Source organism: Streptomyces sp. NPDC033966 (assembly GCF_055575955.1).
Genome location: NZ_JBVIRQ010000004.1, coordinates 538,846 through 552,897 on the forward strand (window position 1 = coordinate 538,846; position 14,052 = coordinate 552,897).

General features: G+C 74.2%; 13 protein-coding genes. 6 read left to right on the plus strand and 7 right to left on the minus strand.

The genetic code is table 11. The features are described from left to right. Positions 1–31: 31 nt before the first annotated feature. Positions 32–3,466 carry an AfsR/SARP family transcriptional regulator gene (locus ACZ518_RS14705; RefSeq protein ID WP_469113386.1) on the minus strand — a complete coding sequence of 1,145 codons (3,435 nt, stop codon included), beginning with the start codon at positions 3,464–3,466 and terminating at the stop codon, positions 32–34. Between ACZ518_RS14705 and ACZ518_RS14710 the strand changes: the two genes are divergently transcribed. Further along, on the plus strand, positions 3,465–4,268 hold the full coding sequence (locus ACZ518_RS14710; protein ID WP_469113387.1) for a site-2 protease family protein: 804 nt from the start codon (positions 3,465–3,467) through the stop codon (positions 4,266–4,268). The two genes, ACZ518_RS14705 and ACZ518_RS14710, sit on opposite strands and share 2 nt — an antisense overlap. A gap of 9 nt (positions 4,269–4,277) precedes the next feature. Here the strand turns inward: ACZ518_RS14710 and ACZ518_RS14715 are convergent, their stop codons facing one another. After that, positions 4,278–4,460, minus strand: coding sequence for a hypothetical protein (locus ACZ518_RS14715; RefSeq protein ID WP_469113388.1), 183 nt, complete (start codon positions 4,458–4,460; stop codon positions 4,278–4,280). 104 nt (positions 4,461–4,564) lie between these two features. Continuing rightward, entirely contained in the window at positions 4,565–5,269 is a 705-nt protein-coding gene (gene npdG / locus ACZ518_RS14720) for an NADPH-dependent F420 reductase (RefSeq protein ID WP_469113389.1), read from the minus strand. Between the two features lie 72 nt (positions 5,270–5,341). On the opposite strand from npdG, the gene ACZ518_RS14725 reads away from it, so the two are divergent. Further along, positions 5,342–5,947, plus strand: a complete 606-nt coding sequence (locus tag ACZ518_RS14725; RefSeq protein WP_469113390.1) for a hypothetical protein — start codon at positions 5,342–5,344, stop codon at positions 5,945–5,947. Positions 5,948–5,978: 31 nt separating this feature from the next. Here ACZ518_RS14725 and ACZ518_RS14730 read toward each other — a convergent pair whose 3' ends face one another. Further along, positions 5,979–6,218 carry a hypothetical protein gene (locus ACZ518_RS14730; protein WP_469113391.1) on the minus strand — a complete coding sequence of 80 codons (240 nt, stop codon included), beginning with the start codon at positions 6,216–6,218 and terminating at the stop codon, positions 5,979–5,981. 108 nt (positions 6,219–6,326) lie between these two features. Here ACZ518_RS14730 and map point away from each other — a divergent pair, with 108 nt between their 5' ends. After that, positions 6,327–7,184 carry a type I methionyl aminopeptidase gene (map, locus tag ACZ518_RS14735; RefSeq protein WP_469113392.1) on the plus strand — a complete coding sequence of 286 codons (858 nt, stop codon included), beginning with the start codon at positions 6,327–6,329 and terminating at the stop codon, positions 7,182–7,184. 184 nt (positions 7,185–7,368) lie between these two features. Beyond that, on the plus strand, positions 7,369–8,016 hold the full coding sequence (locus ACZ518_RS14740; protein WP_469113393.1) for a biliverdin-producing heme oxygenase: 648 nt from the start codon (positions 7,369–7,371) through the stop codon (positions 8,014–8,016). Positions 8,017–8,088: 72 nt separating this feature from the next. Here the strand turns inward: ACZ518_RS14740 and ACZ518_RS14745 are convergent, their stop codons facing one another. The 3 genes from ACZ518_RS14745 to ACZ518_RS14755 form a co-directional block, all read right to left on the minus strand. Then, positions 8,089–8,739 carry a PhzF family phenazine biosynthesis protein gene (locus ACZ518_RS14745; protein ID WP_469113394.1) on the minus strand — a complete coding sequence of 217 codons (651 nt, stop codon included), beginning with the start codon at positions 8,737–8,739 and terminating at the stop codon, positions 8,089–8,091. Positions 8,740–8,775: 36 nt separating this feature from the next. Further along, entirely contained in the window at positions 8,776–10,257 is a 1,482-nt protein-coding gene (locus ACZ518_RS14750) for an HtaA domain-containing protein (RefSeq protein WP_469113395.1), read from the minus strand. A 70-nt stretch (positions 10,258–10,327) separates the two neighbouring features. Continuing rightward, the gene (locus ACZ518_RS14755) at positions 10,328–11,752 is read right to left on the minus strand and encodes an HtaA domain-containing protein (RefSeq protein WP_469113396.1); all 1,425 of its coding nucleotides are present in this window, start codon (positions 11,750–11,752) and stop codon (positions 10,328–10,330) included. 144 nt (positions 11,753–11,896) lie between these two features. Between ACZ518_RS14755 and ACZ518_RS14760 the strand changes: the two genes are divergently transcribed. Beyond that, positions 11,897–12,934 carry a heme/hemin ABC transporter substrate-binding protein gene (locus tag ACZ518_RS14760; RefSeq protein ID WP_469113397.1) on the plus strand — a complete coding sequence of 346 codons (1,038 nt, stop codon included), beginning with the start codon at positions 11,897–11,899 and terminating at the stop codon, positions 12,932–12,934. A 34-nt stretch (positions 12,935–12,968) separates the two neighbouring features. Then, positions 12,969–14,027 carry a FecCD family ABC transporter permease gene (locus ACZ518_RS14765; RefSeq protein WP_469113487.1) on the plus strand — a complete coding sequence of 353 codons (1,059 nt, stop codon included), beginning with the start codon at positions 12,969–12,971 and terminating at the stop codon, positions 14,025–14,027. Positions 14,028–14,052 lie beyond the last annotated feature (25 nt).

Below are 14,052 nucleotides of genomic sequence, written 5' to 3' on the forward strand. Positions count from 1 at the left end.
CCGGACGGCACCGCACGGGGGAGCCGACGGATCAGATGAGGGCGGTGGCCTCCTCCAGGGAGAGGCCGCCGCCTTCGGCGTACGCCGCCTCGTACGCCGCGTCGCCCAGCGCCGCCCGCACCGATTCCTCGGCGCGGGCGGCGTCCTCGCGTTCCGAGGAGACCGGGACGTGCCCGGCCGGCAGGTGGGCGCGGTAGGCGCCGATCAGCCGCGCGCTCTCGTACGCCTGCGCCGGGCCGCCGAGGCCGGTCCGGGCCACCGCGGCCGTCAGCAGGTAGAGGGCCGGCATGTGCGGGGCGACCATCATCGCCAGCGGGTGCCGGACGGCCCCCGAGGCCTCCCGGGCCAGGCTCAGGGCCTCCTCGTACTTGCCCTCCTGGTTGTCCAGCCAGGCCGTCATGGCGAGCAGGAACACGTCGAAGACGGCGAACGCGCCGAGCGCGAACTCCTCGCGCAGCAGCCGGATCTGTTCGCGGGCCGCGGGGATCCGGCCGGTGCGGCCGTAGACCCCGGCGAGGAACATCCGCGCGGCGGGCATGGCCTCGTTGCCGAACCGCTGCACCGTGGTGATGCTCTCGGTGAGGATGCGCTCGGCCTCCTCGACCCGGCCGCCCTCGGCGAGGGAGCCGGCCATCCGCACGCGCAGCACCGTCACCTGCGCCTTGGCGCCGAGACGTTCGGCGTACTCGATCGCCGCGAGGTAGTACTGGGCGGACAGTTCGTAGTCCCCGCACTTCTCCCGGGACTCGGCGCGGGCCGACAGGGCCTCGGCGCAGCCCCAGTCGTCGCCGAGCTCGCGGAAGAGGGCCAGGCTCTCGTCCGCGTCGCGGGAGGCGTCGCCGGCCCAGTCGGCCCGGTTGGCGAGGATGTTGGCCCGCAGCTGGAGGCCGGAGGCGAGCTCCCAGCGGTAGCCGAGCTCGCGGGAGGTGTCGATCGTGGCGTCCACGACCCGCTTGAGCAGGCCCGCGTTCCCCGCGATCATCACGGCGTAGATCCACAGGGAGGCGGGGGTGCGGCAGGTCTGCGGGAGGCCGGGCCGGTAGGTGGCGAGCACCCCGGCCACCTGCTCGCGGACCTCCGGGCTGTCCCAGTCGGTGTTCGTCTGGTCCCGGGCGGCCAGCCGCACCAGGTACAGGGCGCGCCAGCCCTCGGCGAGCACCTCGCCCGAGTAGGGCGGGGGCGAGTCGACGAGCCGTTCGTACACGGGCCCGGCGGGGACGTGGGGCGCCAGGAAGGGGTTCGGGCCGAGTTCGGCGGCGGCGTCGGACCAGTGCCGGGACTCGGCGCGCAGGTCCAGCATGTGCCAGTACCAGCCGAGCGAGTGGACGAGGCAGAGCACTTCGCCGACGTCGCGGGTGGCGACGGCCCGGCGCAGGGCGCTGCGGAGGTTCTCGTACTCGGTGGCGATCCGGTCGGCGGCCGCGCGCTGGCCGTGGCCGCGGAGCAGGGGCTCGGTGGTACGGGCGAGTTCGCGGTAGTGGACGAGGTGGCGGTGCTCGGTGGCCGCGCGGTCGCCGCCGGCTTCGGCGAGGCGCTCGGCGGCGTACTCGCCGACGGTCTCCAGGAGCCGGTAGCGCATGTCGCCGGCGGGGCCGGGCGCGGCGACGACGAGGGACTTGTCGACCAGGGTGGCCATGGCGTCGGCGACGTCCGCGCCCGCTTCCGTCTCCGGATCCGCGCAGACGGCCTCGGCGGCCTCCAGGTCGCAGCCGCCCGCGAAGACGGACAGCCGGCTGAGCACGGCCCGTTCGGGCGCGTCCAGCAGGTCCCAGGACCAGTCGACGACGGCGCGCAGGGTCTGCTGGCGGGGCAGGACGGTGCGGGCGCCGCCGGTCAGCAGCCGGAAGCGGTCGTCGAGCCGGTCGGCGATCTGGCGCGGGGTGAGCAGCCGCAGCCGGGCGGCGGCCAGCTCGATGGCGAGCGGCAGACCGTCCAGGCGGCGGCAGATCTCGGCCGCGGCGGCCGGGTCGGCGTCGACGCTGAACCCGGGCCGGGCCGCGGCCCCGCGGTCGGCGAGGAGCCGCAGCGCGACGGGGTCCGGCAGGGGTTCGACGGGGCGCAGGAACTCCCCCGGCACGCCGAGGGGTTCCCGGCTGGTGGCGAGGATCCGGACGCCGGGGCAGTGGGTGAGGAGGCGTTCGGCGAGGTGGGCGGCGGCGCCGATGACGTGCTCGCAGTTGTCCAGGAGCAGCAGGAGCCGGCGGCGGGAGCAGTGCTCGGCGAGCCGGTCGAGGGGGTCGTCCCCGCCCCGGTCGGTGAGCGCGCGCAGTTCTTCCGCGGCGGCGCCGCGCAGCTTGGTCTCGCGGGCGCCGAGCGCGGCGAGGACCGCCTCGGGGACGTCCTCGGGATCCTCCACGGGCGCCAGCTCGACGAACCACACCCCGTCGGGCCAGCCGTCGACCGCGGCGCGGGCGTGGGTCTCGGCGGCCTCCTGCGAGAGCCGTGTCTTCCCGGCACCGCCGGGGCCGAGCAGCGTGACGAGCCGGGCCCTGCCGAGGTCGTCGCCGATGACGCGGATGTCCTCCTCCCGCCCGACGAAGGTGGTGAGCCGCGCCCGCAGGTTCCCGGGGGCCGGGGCGTCGGGGGCCGCCGGACGCGGGGCCGGGGAGTGGGGGGCGCCGGCGGCGGGCGGCTTCGGGGCGCCGCCGGCGGGGGCCGGGGCGGCCTGGGGGGCGGGGCCGGTCGGGGCGGGCGGTGGGGCGAGGAGTTCCGCGTGGAGGGCGCGCAGGGCCGGGCCCGGGTCCGTGCCGAGGCGGGCGGCGAGGTCCTGGCGGACGGTCTCGTACGCGGCCAGCGCCTCCGCCGGGCGGCCCGCCGCACGCAGGGCCCGGATCCGCAGCACCTGCAGGGACTCGTCCAGGGGCTGCCGCGCACACAGCTCGGTCAGCTCCGGCAGGGCCTGTTCCGCTTCGCCCAGCGCCAGCGCCGCGCCCAGGCGGCCCCGGCGCGCGTCCATCCGTACGGCCTCCCAGCGCGCGGACTCGGCCGTCGGATCGGGGAGGGAGGCCAGCGCGGGGCCCCGCCACAGTGCGAGCGCCTCGTCGTACAGGGCCGCCGCCCGGGCCGGGTCCGGTTCGGCCGCGGCGGAGCGCGCGAGCCGTTCGAAGCGGTACAGGTCGACGTCCTCCCGCTCCGCCTCCAGCTGGTAGCCGCCCTCCACGGACCGCACGGCCGCGTGCCCCAGCGCCCGGCGCAGCCGCCCCACCAGTGCCTGGAGCGCGGCGACGGCGTCGGCCGGCGGATCGGCGTCCCACACCTCGGCGACCAGCAGCCCGGACGGGACCGCGCGGCCGGGTCGCAGGGCGAGGGCGGTCAGGAGCGCGCGCAGGCGCGCTCCGCCGACGGCGACGGGGCTGCCGTCGTCGCGTATGGCCTGGGCGTTGCCGAGAATCGCGTAGCGCACCGGCCCATTCTCCCCGGCCCCGCGCCCCCGTCGGCGCCGAGCCCGGGATAGGTTTCGCCGCATGGGTCATCAGGGCGTCCGCGGCGAGCGGCAGATCAGTTCCGTGTTCCTCGGCATAGTCGCCGTCATGGCGGTGACCGGGTGGGCCGTGTGGACGGACTACGCGGCGAGCACGGGGCTGGCCGTGTTCCTCTTCGTCACGTCGGCGTGGGTGGTCTCGCTGTGCCTGCACGAGTACGCGCACGCCCGTACCGCGCTGCACGGCGGTGACATCACGGTCGGCGCCAAGGGCTACCTGACCCTGAACCCGTTGAAGTACACGCACGCGCTGCTCAGCATCGTGCTGCCGGTGGTCTTCGTGATCCTGGGCGGGCTGGGCCTGCCGGGCGGCGCGGTGTACATCGAGCGCGACCGGATCCGGGGCCGCTGGAGGCACAGCCTGATCTCGGCTGCGGGGCCGCTGACGAACGTGGCCTTCGCCGTCGTCTGCACGGCACCGTTCTGGCTGGACGCCCTCGACGGGGTCCCGCTGCCCTTCCGCTTCGCGCTGGCGTTCCTGGCGCTGCTCCAGGTCTCGGCGGCGATCCTGAACTTCCTGCCGGTCCCGGGCCTGGACGGCTACGGGATCATCGAGCCGTGGCTGTCCCACCGCGTCCGCCGCGAGCTGGCCCCGCTGGCGCCGTTCGCGCTGATCGGGGTGTTCGCCCTGCTGTGGATCCCGGAGGTGAACGCCGTGTTCTTCGACGCGGTGCGCGGGATCCTGCGCGCGCTGGGCGTCTCGGACCTGGAGACCTACTGCGGTCGCGACCTGTACCGCTTCTGGCAGGGCTCCGAGGGGTTCTTCTGCACGGACCCGCAGGGCTGATCCGGCCGGCTACGCGGCCCGCTGCTGCTTCTCGGCCTTGGCCTTGCGGATGTAGAACCAGGCCATGTTGGACGTGACGCCGGCCAGCAGCACCCACACGATCCCGAGGAAGCTGCCCTCCACGAAGGCGACCACGGCCGCGGCCACGGCAAGGACGCAGACGACAACGGCGAACAGGGCAAGGCGGGGCATCCGGAACAGCTCCTCGGCGACACGGAAGGGGGTCGAACCCCTCCAGTGTCCCCCATGCCGTCCAGGCCCCGCCGCCGGTGCGGGGCCCGGAGGGGGCGGTCGGGTCACACGTCGGTGAGGCGGAGGCCCGCGTGGGCCTTGTAGCGGCGGTTGGTGGAGATGAGGTTGGCCACCATCGCCTCGACCTGGTGTGCGTTGCGCAGGCGGCCCGCGAAGACGCCGCGCATGCCGGGGATGCGGGCCGCGAGGGCCTGGACGGTGTCGGTGTCGGCGCGGGACTCGCCGAGGACCATCACGTCGGTGTCGATCTCCTCCACCGAGGCGTCCTGGAGGAGGACGGCGGAGAGGTGGTGGAAGGCGGCCGTGACGCGGGATCCGGGGAGCAGGGCGGCGGCCTGCTGGGCGGCGCTGCCCTCCTCGACCTGGAGGGCGTAGGCGCCCTGCTTGTCGAAGCCGAGGGGGTTCACGCAGTCCACGACGAGCTTGCCCGCGAGGTCCTCGCGCAGGGCTTCGAGGGTCTTGGCGTGGCCCTCCCACGGAACCGCGATGATCACGATGTCGCTGCGGCGGGCGCATTCGGCGTTGTCGGCGCCCTCGACGCCGAGGCCGAGCTCCGCGGCGGCGGTCTCGGCGCGGTCGGCGGCGCGGGAGCCGATGATCACCTTCTGGCCCGCGCGGGCGAGCCGGTAGGCGAGGCCGCGGCCCTGGTCGCCGGTGCCGCCGAGGACGCCGACGACGAGGCCGGAGACGTCGGGGAGGTCCCAGGGGTCCTTGGCCGGCGGCTTCTGCGTGCTGTCTGAGGAAGTCATGCTGGCGAGCGTACTGCCGGGTAGGCCGGACGAGGAGGGTCCGATGGGGCAGGATGCGGCCATGGATGCCGCATGGATGCCGTGAGGGTGGCGCTGCTGCGCGAGGTGCTCGCCGGGACGCGGTGGCCGGACGAGGCCCGGCGCTTCGCGGGCTCGCTGCGGCGGTCGGTGGCGCCGGCCCGCGGCGGGCTGCTGCTGGTGGGCACCGAGCGGTACGAGCCCTGGCACCTGGCGGCGCACCTGGTGGACGAGGCCGCCTGGTCGGGTCAGCCGGAACTGGCTCCGACGCTGGTACGCCACCACGTGCGGCCGGGTGAGCCGCCGCACCTGTCGGTCGGGCTGGGCCGGCTGGAGGCCGCCCGGCGCGGGCACACGCTGCTGGTGGTGGCTCCGGAGCGGCCCGGCGGGGGGCTGCTGGAGCGGGTGCACGACGCCCGGCGCGCGGGGGCGACCGTACTGTCCCTGGACGGCGGGGACCCGGACCTGACGGCCCTCGCGCACGACGCCCTGTCGGTGCCCGCCGCCGGCTCCGAGCTGGATCTGGACACCGTGCAGCACCTGGTCAGCGCGGCGGCCGGGGAGAACGGCCCGCCGGAGCGGCGGGGCACGCGGCGGCTGCGCGACCGGCTGGCGCGGCTGGCCGACCAGCTGACCGCCCCGCCGCCCAGCCGCTGGTAGGGCGGGGGAGCGGCGTCAGGGGGTGGCGGCGTCAGGGAGTGGCGCCGCCTTCGTCTTCCTCCCGGCTCTTGTCGTTCCACTTGGGGTCGTTCTGCCATTCGAGGTTGCGCTCCTGCGCCGTCTCCATGGCGTGGGCGGCCTCCTCGCGCGTGGTGTAGGGGCCGAAGCGGTCCTTGGCGGGGCACTCGGGGCCCTCCTCCACCTTCTGGTGGACCAGGCAGTAGTACCACTCGCCCGGTTTGCCCACCTGACGCTTCTTGAACAGGGCCATCGGCTTCGGACTCCTTCCGGCACGGTCTCCCGGTACCGCCGCTCGATACCGTTCGATACCGCTCCTCGTCGCCATGCTGCCCCATCGCCGCTGGATACACTCGCTTGCATGTCTGGCCAGTCGCTGCTCGTACCAGGCGAGCTCTCTCCCGTCCGTTCCGTCCCCGGAAACATCCGCCGGCCCGAGTACGTGGGCAAGCCCGGGCCCACTCCGTACACCGGACCGGAGGTGCAGTCGGCCGAGACCATCGAGGCCATGCGCATCGCCGGCCGGATCGCCGCTCAGGCGATGGAGGAGGCGGCCAAGCACATCGCGCCGGGGGTGACCACCGACGAGCTGGACCGGGTCGCGCACGAGTACATGTGCGACCACGGCGCCTACCCCTCGACGCTCGGCTACCGGGGGTTCCCGAAGTCCCTGTGCTCGTCGCTCAACGAGGTCATCTGCCACGGGATCCCGGACTCGACCGTCCTGCGGGACGGCGACATCGTGAACCTCGACGTGACCGCGTACATCGGCGGGGTGCACGGCGACAACAACGCCACCTACCTGTGCGGCGAGGTCGACGAGGAGTCGCGGCTGCTGGTGGAGCGCACGCGCGAGGCCCTGAACCGGGCGATCAAGGCGGTCAAGCCCGGCCGTCAGATCAACGTCATCGGACGGGTCATCGAGTCGTACGCGAAGCGCTTCGGGTACGGGGTGGTCCGGGACTTCACCGGGCACGGCATCAACTCGTCGTTCCACTCGGGCCTGATCATCCCGCACTACGACAGCCCGCACGCCACGACCGTGATCGAGCCCGGCATGACCTTCACCATCGAGCCGATGCTGACGCTGGGCACCCACGAGTACGACATGTGGGAGGACGGCTGGACGGTCGTCACGAAGGACCGCAAGCGCACGGCGCAGTTCGAGCACACGCTGGTGGTGACGGAAACCGGCACGGAGATCCTGACCCTGCCGTAGGGACCGGACCCGGCGGCGAGTTTTTGGCGCCCGCCGGGTTTTGCCGCCCGGAGGGTTTTACCGCCCGGAGGGTTTTTACCGACAACGCGTCGGGAACACATTGACTTAGGTAAGCCTAAGCAGCAGGATCGGGTGTGGCGGCGGCGTGCCGCCACGGCCCGCTCCTCTCCTCCGGAGGTCAGTCTTGGACGCGTTCTCCACGGTCATCCGTGTCGCCTCGCACGAGCAGCACACCGAAGCCGAGACCTCCTCGTTCATGAGCGACCTGCTCGGCGGACGGCTCGGCGTGGACGCGTACGCCCGGTACACCGAGCAGCTGTGGTTCGTGTACCGGGCGCTGGAGGACGGCGCCGGGTCCCTGCGGGACGACCCGGTGGCGGGCCCGTTCATACGGCCCGAGCTGATGCGCGTCGCCGAGATCGAGCGCGATCTGGCGCACCTGCTGGGCCCCGGCTGGCGCGACGCGGTCAGCGCGCTGCCCGCGACGGAGGCGTACGCGGCCCGGGTCGCGGAGTGCGCGGCCTCCTGGCCGGGCGGGTACGTGGCCCACCACTACACGCGCTACCTGGGCGACCTCTCCGGGGGCCAGATCATCCGGGACAAGGCGGAGCGCACCTGGGGCTTCGAGCGCAAGGGCGACGGGGTGCGGTTCTACGTCTTCGCGGACATCTCCAACCCGGCCGCCTTCAAGCGGGGCTACCGGGAGCTGCTGGACGCGATCGCCGCGGACGACCTGGAGAAGCAGCGGATCATCGACGAGTGCAAGCGTGCCTTCGACTTCAACGGGGCGGTCTTCCGCGAGCTGGGCGAGGAGTTCCCGCTGACCGCGTAGGCCCCGGCCGGGCGGTGCGGGCGCGGGAGGGCCGGGCGGGCGCGGACGCACCCGCCCGGCCCTCCCGCGTCGTCACGAGGCGAAGCGGACGCGGCCGCCGATCTCGATCGTGCCGTCGGGGCCCGGGGCGGTGAGGATCTGGGAGCCGGCGCCCTGGGTGATGTTCAGGGCGCGGTTCAGCTCGGCGGTGAGGAGGATCGCCGCCGAGCCGGTGGCCTCGTCCTCGGTGATGACCCCGTCCGGGCGGCGCGGGAAGCCCCGGGCGCGGATCCGGCCCGCGGTCTCGTCCTCCCAGGCCCACGCGTACAGCCAGCCCTCGCCGGGCGGCGGAGCGGGCAGGGCGTCGACGTCGGCGGGGGTGGCGTACTGCTCCGTGCGCTTGCCGGTGACCCACTCGGGGCGGGCCGTGATCCAGGTGAACTCCCCGTCGTCGCGCGCCCATACGGACCCGGCCGGCGGCTGGAGCTCCTCGATGTCCAGCAGCCAGGCGACCCCGACCAGCGGGTGTCCGGCGAAGGACATGCACGTGCCGGGGGTGCGGATGTCGACGACACCGCGCTCGGGGTCGTCGACGAACACCGTTTCGCTGTAGCCCAGTTCCGCGGCCAGTGCCTGCCGGGAGGCGTCGTCCGGGCAGGTGCGGCCGTCGCGGACGACTCCGAGCAGATTGCCGAAACGGCCGTCACCCGCGCAGAAGACCTTGATCACATCCAGATCGTTCACGCTGGCATTCAAGCACGGCGCGACGGCCGGCCTCCGTCAGCTCGGCACCGCCCGGCGGCGGCGCCCGAGGTAGACGGCGCCCGCGCCCGCCGCGACCACGCCGGCGGAGGCGCCGAGCAGGGTGCCGGCCGGGACCTCGGCTCCGGTGGAGGCGAGGTTGCCGCCCGCGGGGGCGCCGGCCGAGCCGCCCACCGAGCCGCCTCCGCCCACGGAACCGCCCGCCGTGCCGCCCGTGGTGGCGGTACCGCCCGTGCTGCCCGTGCTGCCCGCGCCGGCCGTGGCGGTGCTGGTGGCGCTGGGCGTCGGGAGGGGGGCGTCCTTGTCGACGGCCACGGAGAGCGTCACGGGGTCCATGGGCTTGCCCGGCTTGTACTTCTCCGGGACGGAGCCGCCGTTGGCGAAGAACGCCGAGCCCTTCTCCGTGAAGACGGCGGGCACGGATTCGAGGGTCAGCAGGCCGCCCTTGGTCTTGTAGTCGCCCTTGGACAGGTCGAGCGTGGCGAACGGGACGTCCTTGGTCGCGCCCGCCGCCGTCTTGGCGTCCAGGACCAGGGTGCCGGTCCTGCCCGCGGTCTCGATCCGGATGTTGCCGAAGGTCAGGTCGAGTCCGTGGGCGGCGTACTCGAAGCGCACGGCGCCTTCGAAGGCGGCGTTCAGCTTCTGCTTCTTGACGTCGAGTTCGCCCTTGCCGAAGGAGAAGTCGAAGGTCTTGCCGTTCTTGGTGGCGCCGCCGCTGGTGGTGATCCCCTTCTCGCCGACGTAGTCGTGGAAGGAGGCCATCACCCCCCACGTCAGCTTGCCCCGGAGGATCTTCTGCGGGCCGTCGGCGGACGGGGCGGGGGCCGGGGCGGAGGAGGTGGGCGCCGACGGGGACGGGGCGGTGGAGGTGGACGGCGAGGGGGACGGGGCGGGCGGCTTCTGGAATTCCAGGGCGGCCGTCAGCTTGTCGCCGTCGCGGCCCTCGTACTGGGGCGCGCCGAGCTGTTCGCCGAGCTCCTTGGTGAGCTTGGTGGCCAGGCCGTTCATGTTCGTCCCGGCGAAGGCGACGGTCGCCGCCGGGACGTCCTTGGTGAGCGTGCCGTTCTTGGTGATGTCGACCGTCAGCTTCCTGCTGCCCGTGTCGAAGCGGAAGTTCTCCATCTTGATGACGAAGCCGTGGGTCGCGCTCTCGAAGGTGACGCTGCCCTTGAACTGCGCCTTCACCACATGGCCGGCGTCCTTGTCGTACTGGCCGGTGGCCGAGCCGAAGCGGAAGGTGCCGTCGGCGTTCTGCGTGGCACCGTCCGCCGTGGTGATCTTGCCCTGCGCCATGCCCGTGACGTAGGCGCGGAAGCTCGCCAGCACCCCCCAGTCGAGGGTGCCGCCCACGACGGGTATCGGTGCGGTGGCGGTCTGGGCGGCCCCGGCGGGGGGAGCGACCCCCTCGGCCGCGGCGGGGAGGGTGAAGGCGGTGGCGCCGAGGGCGGCGGCGGTCAGTACGGCGGCCGCGACGGCGATCGGGCGGCGGTTGGACGACATGGCTGGGAATCTCCTGGAGGTGCGGGACGAACAGGAAGAGGAGAAGAGGGCGAGGAGAAGGGGAGAAGGTCTACGAGGTGGTGTCGGACGCCGACGCGCGGCGCCTGCGCGCCACCAGCAGCGCGGCCCCGCCGGCGAGGACCAGTACGGCCACGGCGACGGCCGCGTACGGGCCGGTGTCGGCGGACCCGCCCGCCGGTGCGGCGGACGCGGGAGCCGGAGCGGCGGAGGACGGCCCGGCCGGTGACGCGGGGGCCGGGGAGGCGGTGGAGCCGAGGTCGGGCAGGGCGGGCAACTGCGTACCTGCTTCGAGGGCGACGGCCAGCGATACGGGGTCCATCTCCGTGCCCGCCCTGTACGAGGAGAGCGGGGCCATGGAAGCGAAGGCCTGGGCGCCGCCTTCGGTGAGGGTGGCGGGAGCTTCGGTCAAGGTGGCGAGCTTCCCCTCGGTCTTGAGGCCCTTGGCGTCGAACTCGACGAGCGCCACGGCCGGCCTGGTCTGCCCGCCGGTGGTCACGTCGGCGGACAGCACGCCCTTGCCGTTCTCCACCTTGACGCCCACCTTCCCGAGCTCGAGGTCGAGATGGGCGCCGGCGAACCGGACGCTACCGGCGAACTCCGCGGCGAGCGCGCCCTTCTGGCTGTCGTACGTCCCCTTGCCCTGCGGGAAGCGGAACAGCGCGCCGCCGTCCTGGGCGCCTTCGGCGAGGGTCCACCCGCCCTGGCCCACCGGGCCGGTGACGTACTCGCGGAAGGTGCGGCGCACGCCCCAGTCGACGGCGGCGTCGGTGAAGGCCCCCGCCGGCTGCGGGCCGACCGGCGGGGTGCCGGACGTCCGTGCGGGCGGGGTCGGCTGCGGGGCGGCGGCCGGGGCGGCCTTGACGTCGGCGGACAGGCTGACCGGGTCGAGCGGCGCGCCGGCCTGGTAGTAGCCGGCGAAGGCCTTGGCGCCCTGGTCGGTGAGGGTGGCGGGGACGTTGGTGAGGGCGATGGGGCTGCCGCCGCCCCTCATGTCGATGCCGCCGAGGCCGAGGGTGGCGAAGGGCACCTGGGACTGACTGCTGACCGCGCCGGTGTCCTTGGCCTTGCTGGTCACGTCCAGGTAGAGGGTGCCGCTGCCGCCGGAGATGCGGACGGTGGGGCGACTGACGGTCAGGTCCAGGTCGTACGTGCCGTCGGGCTTCCGGTGGCCCCGGAAGGCCACCCCGCCCGAGAACGCGGCCTCGAACACCCCGGAGGCGGGGTCGTAGGAGCCGGTCGCGGAGTGGAAGCGGAACAAGCTTCCGCCGACGGTGGCGGCTCCGCTCTTCAGCTGGAAACCGCCTTTCGCGACCGGACCCGTGACGTAACTCTGGAAGGACGATTTGAGGCCCCAGTCCAACCGTCCCCCCTGGACGGTACGGCTCTCCGCGCGGGCGGCGGCGGCCGGGAGCAGCGCCACGATCAGGGCCGCCAACAGGGTTGCGGCGAACGCGCGGACGGGTCTTGCGGACATGCGGGCCCCCTCCAGGTCCGATGAATCCCGGGGCTGGTAACTAAGGTTAGGCTAACCTAAGCTATCTCGGCCGAGCGGGGAACCCCTCGGTCCGACCCAGCCCCCTCCCCCGCCTCCCGGCCGGACGATCAGGACGGTGCCTTCGTGCCTACGCCCGCCCCCTCAACCCGCTTCTCCCGCCTGGGCGTCGGCCTGAGGGCCTTCGCGTTCTCGCTCGTGCTCGCCCTCTCCGCCACCGGCTGCGCCGGCACGGACGCCCCCGAGGGCCCCGGCGCCGGCCGCTCCGCCCCCTCCCTCCCCGACCGGGTGGAGCCGATCGCCGCCGCCCCGCGGCCCACGCTGCCGGTGACGGTCGCCTCGGCCGACGGGCAGCAGGTCACCGTCACCTCGGCGGACCGGGTCATCCCGCTCACCGGCAGCCTCAACGAGATCGTGCAGACCCTCGGGCTCGGCCCGCAGGTCGTCGCCCGGGACATCACCGCCACCTTCGAACAGGCCTCGGCCCTGCCGGTGGTGACCCGCGGACACGAGGTCTCCGCCGAGAGCGTCCTCTCCCTGCACCCGACGCTGGTCCTGGCGGAGACCACCACCGGCCCCGCCGAGGCGGTGCGGCAGATCCGCGACGCGGGCGTCCCGGTCGTGGTCCTCGCGCCCGCCAAGGCCCTGGAGGACGTACCGGAGCGGATCGACGCCGTCGCCGCCGCACTGGGCATCAAGGAGGCCGGCGCGCGGCTGAAGGAGCGCACCGCCGAGCGGATCGCCGCCGCCCGCAAGGGCGTTCCGGCCGCTGCCGGGAAGAAGCCCCGGGTGGCCTTCCTCTATCTGCGCGGCACCGCCTCGGTCTATCTGCTGGGCGGCTCCGACTCGGGCGCCGGCTCGCTGCTGGAGGCGGCGGGCGCGGTGGACACCGGCAAGGAGTCGGGGCTCGGCAAGGACTTCACCCCGATCACCAGCGAGGCCCTGGCCGCGGCCGCCCCGGACGCCCTCCTCGTCATGACCAAGGGCCTCGAATCGGTGGGCGGGGTCGACGGCCTGGTGAAGATCCCGGGCGTGGGCCAGACCCCGGCCGGGATGGACCGCAGGGTCGTCACCGTCGACGACGGGGTGCTGCTGAACTACGGCCCGCGCACCGGCCAGGTGCTCGCCTCGCTGGTCGCGCAGCTCCACGGCAAGGGGGCCTGAGGTGGCCGTCTCCTCCGGGGCGCGCCCGGGAACCGTGCCGTCCGGGGCTCCCCCGGAGCGACGGCCGGGCCGCAGGGCGCCGCTGCTCGCGGCCGGGCTCCTCGCCGCGCTGCTGCTGCTCGCGCTGGTCTCGGCCGGCGTCGGCGCGTACGCCATCCCCACCGGGGACGTGCTCGCCTCCGTCCAGCACCGGGCGGGCCTCGGCGGGGCTCCGCTCGACCGGGTCGGGGAGAGCGTGCTGTGGAACGTACGCCTGCCCCGGGTCGCGCTCGCCCTGCTGGTCGGCGCGAGCCTGGGGTGCGCGGGCGCGCTGATGCAGGGGGTGTTCGGCAACCCGCTGGCCGAGCCCGGGGTGATCGGCATCTCGGCGGGCTCCGCCGTGGGAGCGGTCGCCGCGATCGGGCTGGGCCTGACCTTCCTCGGCAACTGGACGGTCACCGCCTGCGCCTTCGTGGCGGGGCTGGTCACGGTCGGCGCGGTCTACCTGCTGTCCCGCAGCGGCGGCCGGACCGAGGTGGTCACGCTGATCCTGACCGGTATCGCCGTCAACGCCTTCGCGGGCGCCGTGATCGGGCTGTTCGTCTTCTTCGCGGACAGCGGCCAGGTCAACCAGATCACCTTCTGGCAGCTCGGCTCCCTCGCGCAGGCGACCTGGCCCAAGGTGCTCGCGGTGCTGCCCTGTGCGCTCGCGGGGCTGCTCGCGGCCCCCTTCTACGCCCGCAGGCTCGACCTCCTCGCCCTCGGCGAGCGGCCGGCCCGCCACCTCGGGATCGACGTCGAGCGGCTGCGCCTGGCCCTGGTGCTGGTCGTGGCCCTGCTGACGGCGGCCGCCGTGGCCGTCGCCGGGGTGATCACCTTCGTGGGGCTGCTGGTCCCTCACCTGCTGCGGATGGCGAACGGGCCCGGGCACCGTTTCCTGGTGCCGGGCAGCGCGCTCGCCGGGGCCGTGGTCCTGGCCGGGGGCGACCTGGCCGCCCGTACGGTGGCCCGGCCGGCCGAGCTGCCGCTCGGTGTGCTGACCGCGCTGATCGGCAGCCCGTTCTTCTTCTGGCTGCTGCGCCGCACCCGCAGGGGGCAGGGGGGCTGGGCGTGAGGTCCGTATCCCGCGGCTTCCCTTC

Coding starts and splice junctions, on each gene's coding strand:
- ACZ518_RS14715 (WP_469113388.1), bottom strand. CDS start 4,460: ATGCCCCGCCTTGCCCTGTTCGCCGTTGTCGTCTGCGTCCTTGCCGTG.
- ACZ518_RS14705 (WP_469113386.1), bottom strand. CDS start 3,466: ATGCGGCGAAACCTATCCCGGGCTCGGCGCCGACGGGGGCGCGGGGCC.
- ACZ518_RS14725 (WP_469113390.1), top strand. CDS start 5,342: ATGGATGCCGTGAGGGTGGCGCTGCTGCGCGAGGTGCTCGCCGGGACG.
- ACZ518_RS14750 (WP_469113395.1), bottom strand. CDS start 10,257: ATGTCGTCCAACCGCCGCCCGATCGCCGTCGCGGCCGCCGTACTGACC.
- npdG (WP_469113389.1), bottom strand. CDS start 5,269: ATGACTTCCTCAGACAGCACGCAGAAGCCGCCGGCCAAGGACCCCTGG.
- ACZ518_RS14710 (WP_469113387.1), top strand. CDS start 3,465: ATGGGTCATCAGGGCGTCCGCGGCGAGCGGCAGATCAGTTCCGTGTTC.
- map (WP_469113392.1), top strand. CDS start 6,327: ATGTCTGGCCAGTCGCTGCTCGTACCAGGCGAGCTCTCTCCCGTCCGT.
- ACZ518_RS14755 (WP_469113396.1), bottom strand. CDS start 11,752: ATGTCCGCAAGACCCGTCCGCGCGTTCGCCGCAACCCTGTTGGCGGCC.
- ACZ518_RS14730 (WP_469113391.1), bottom strand. CDS start 6,218: ATGGCCCTGTTCAAGAAGCGTCAGGTGGGCAAACCGGGCGAGTGGTAC.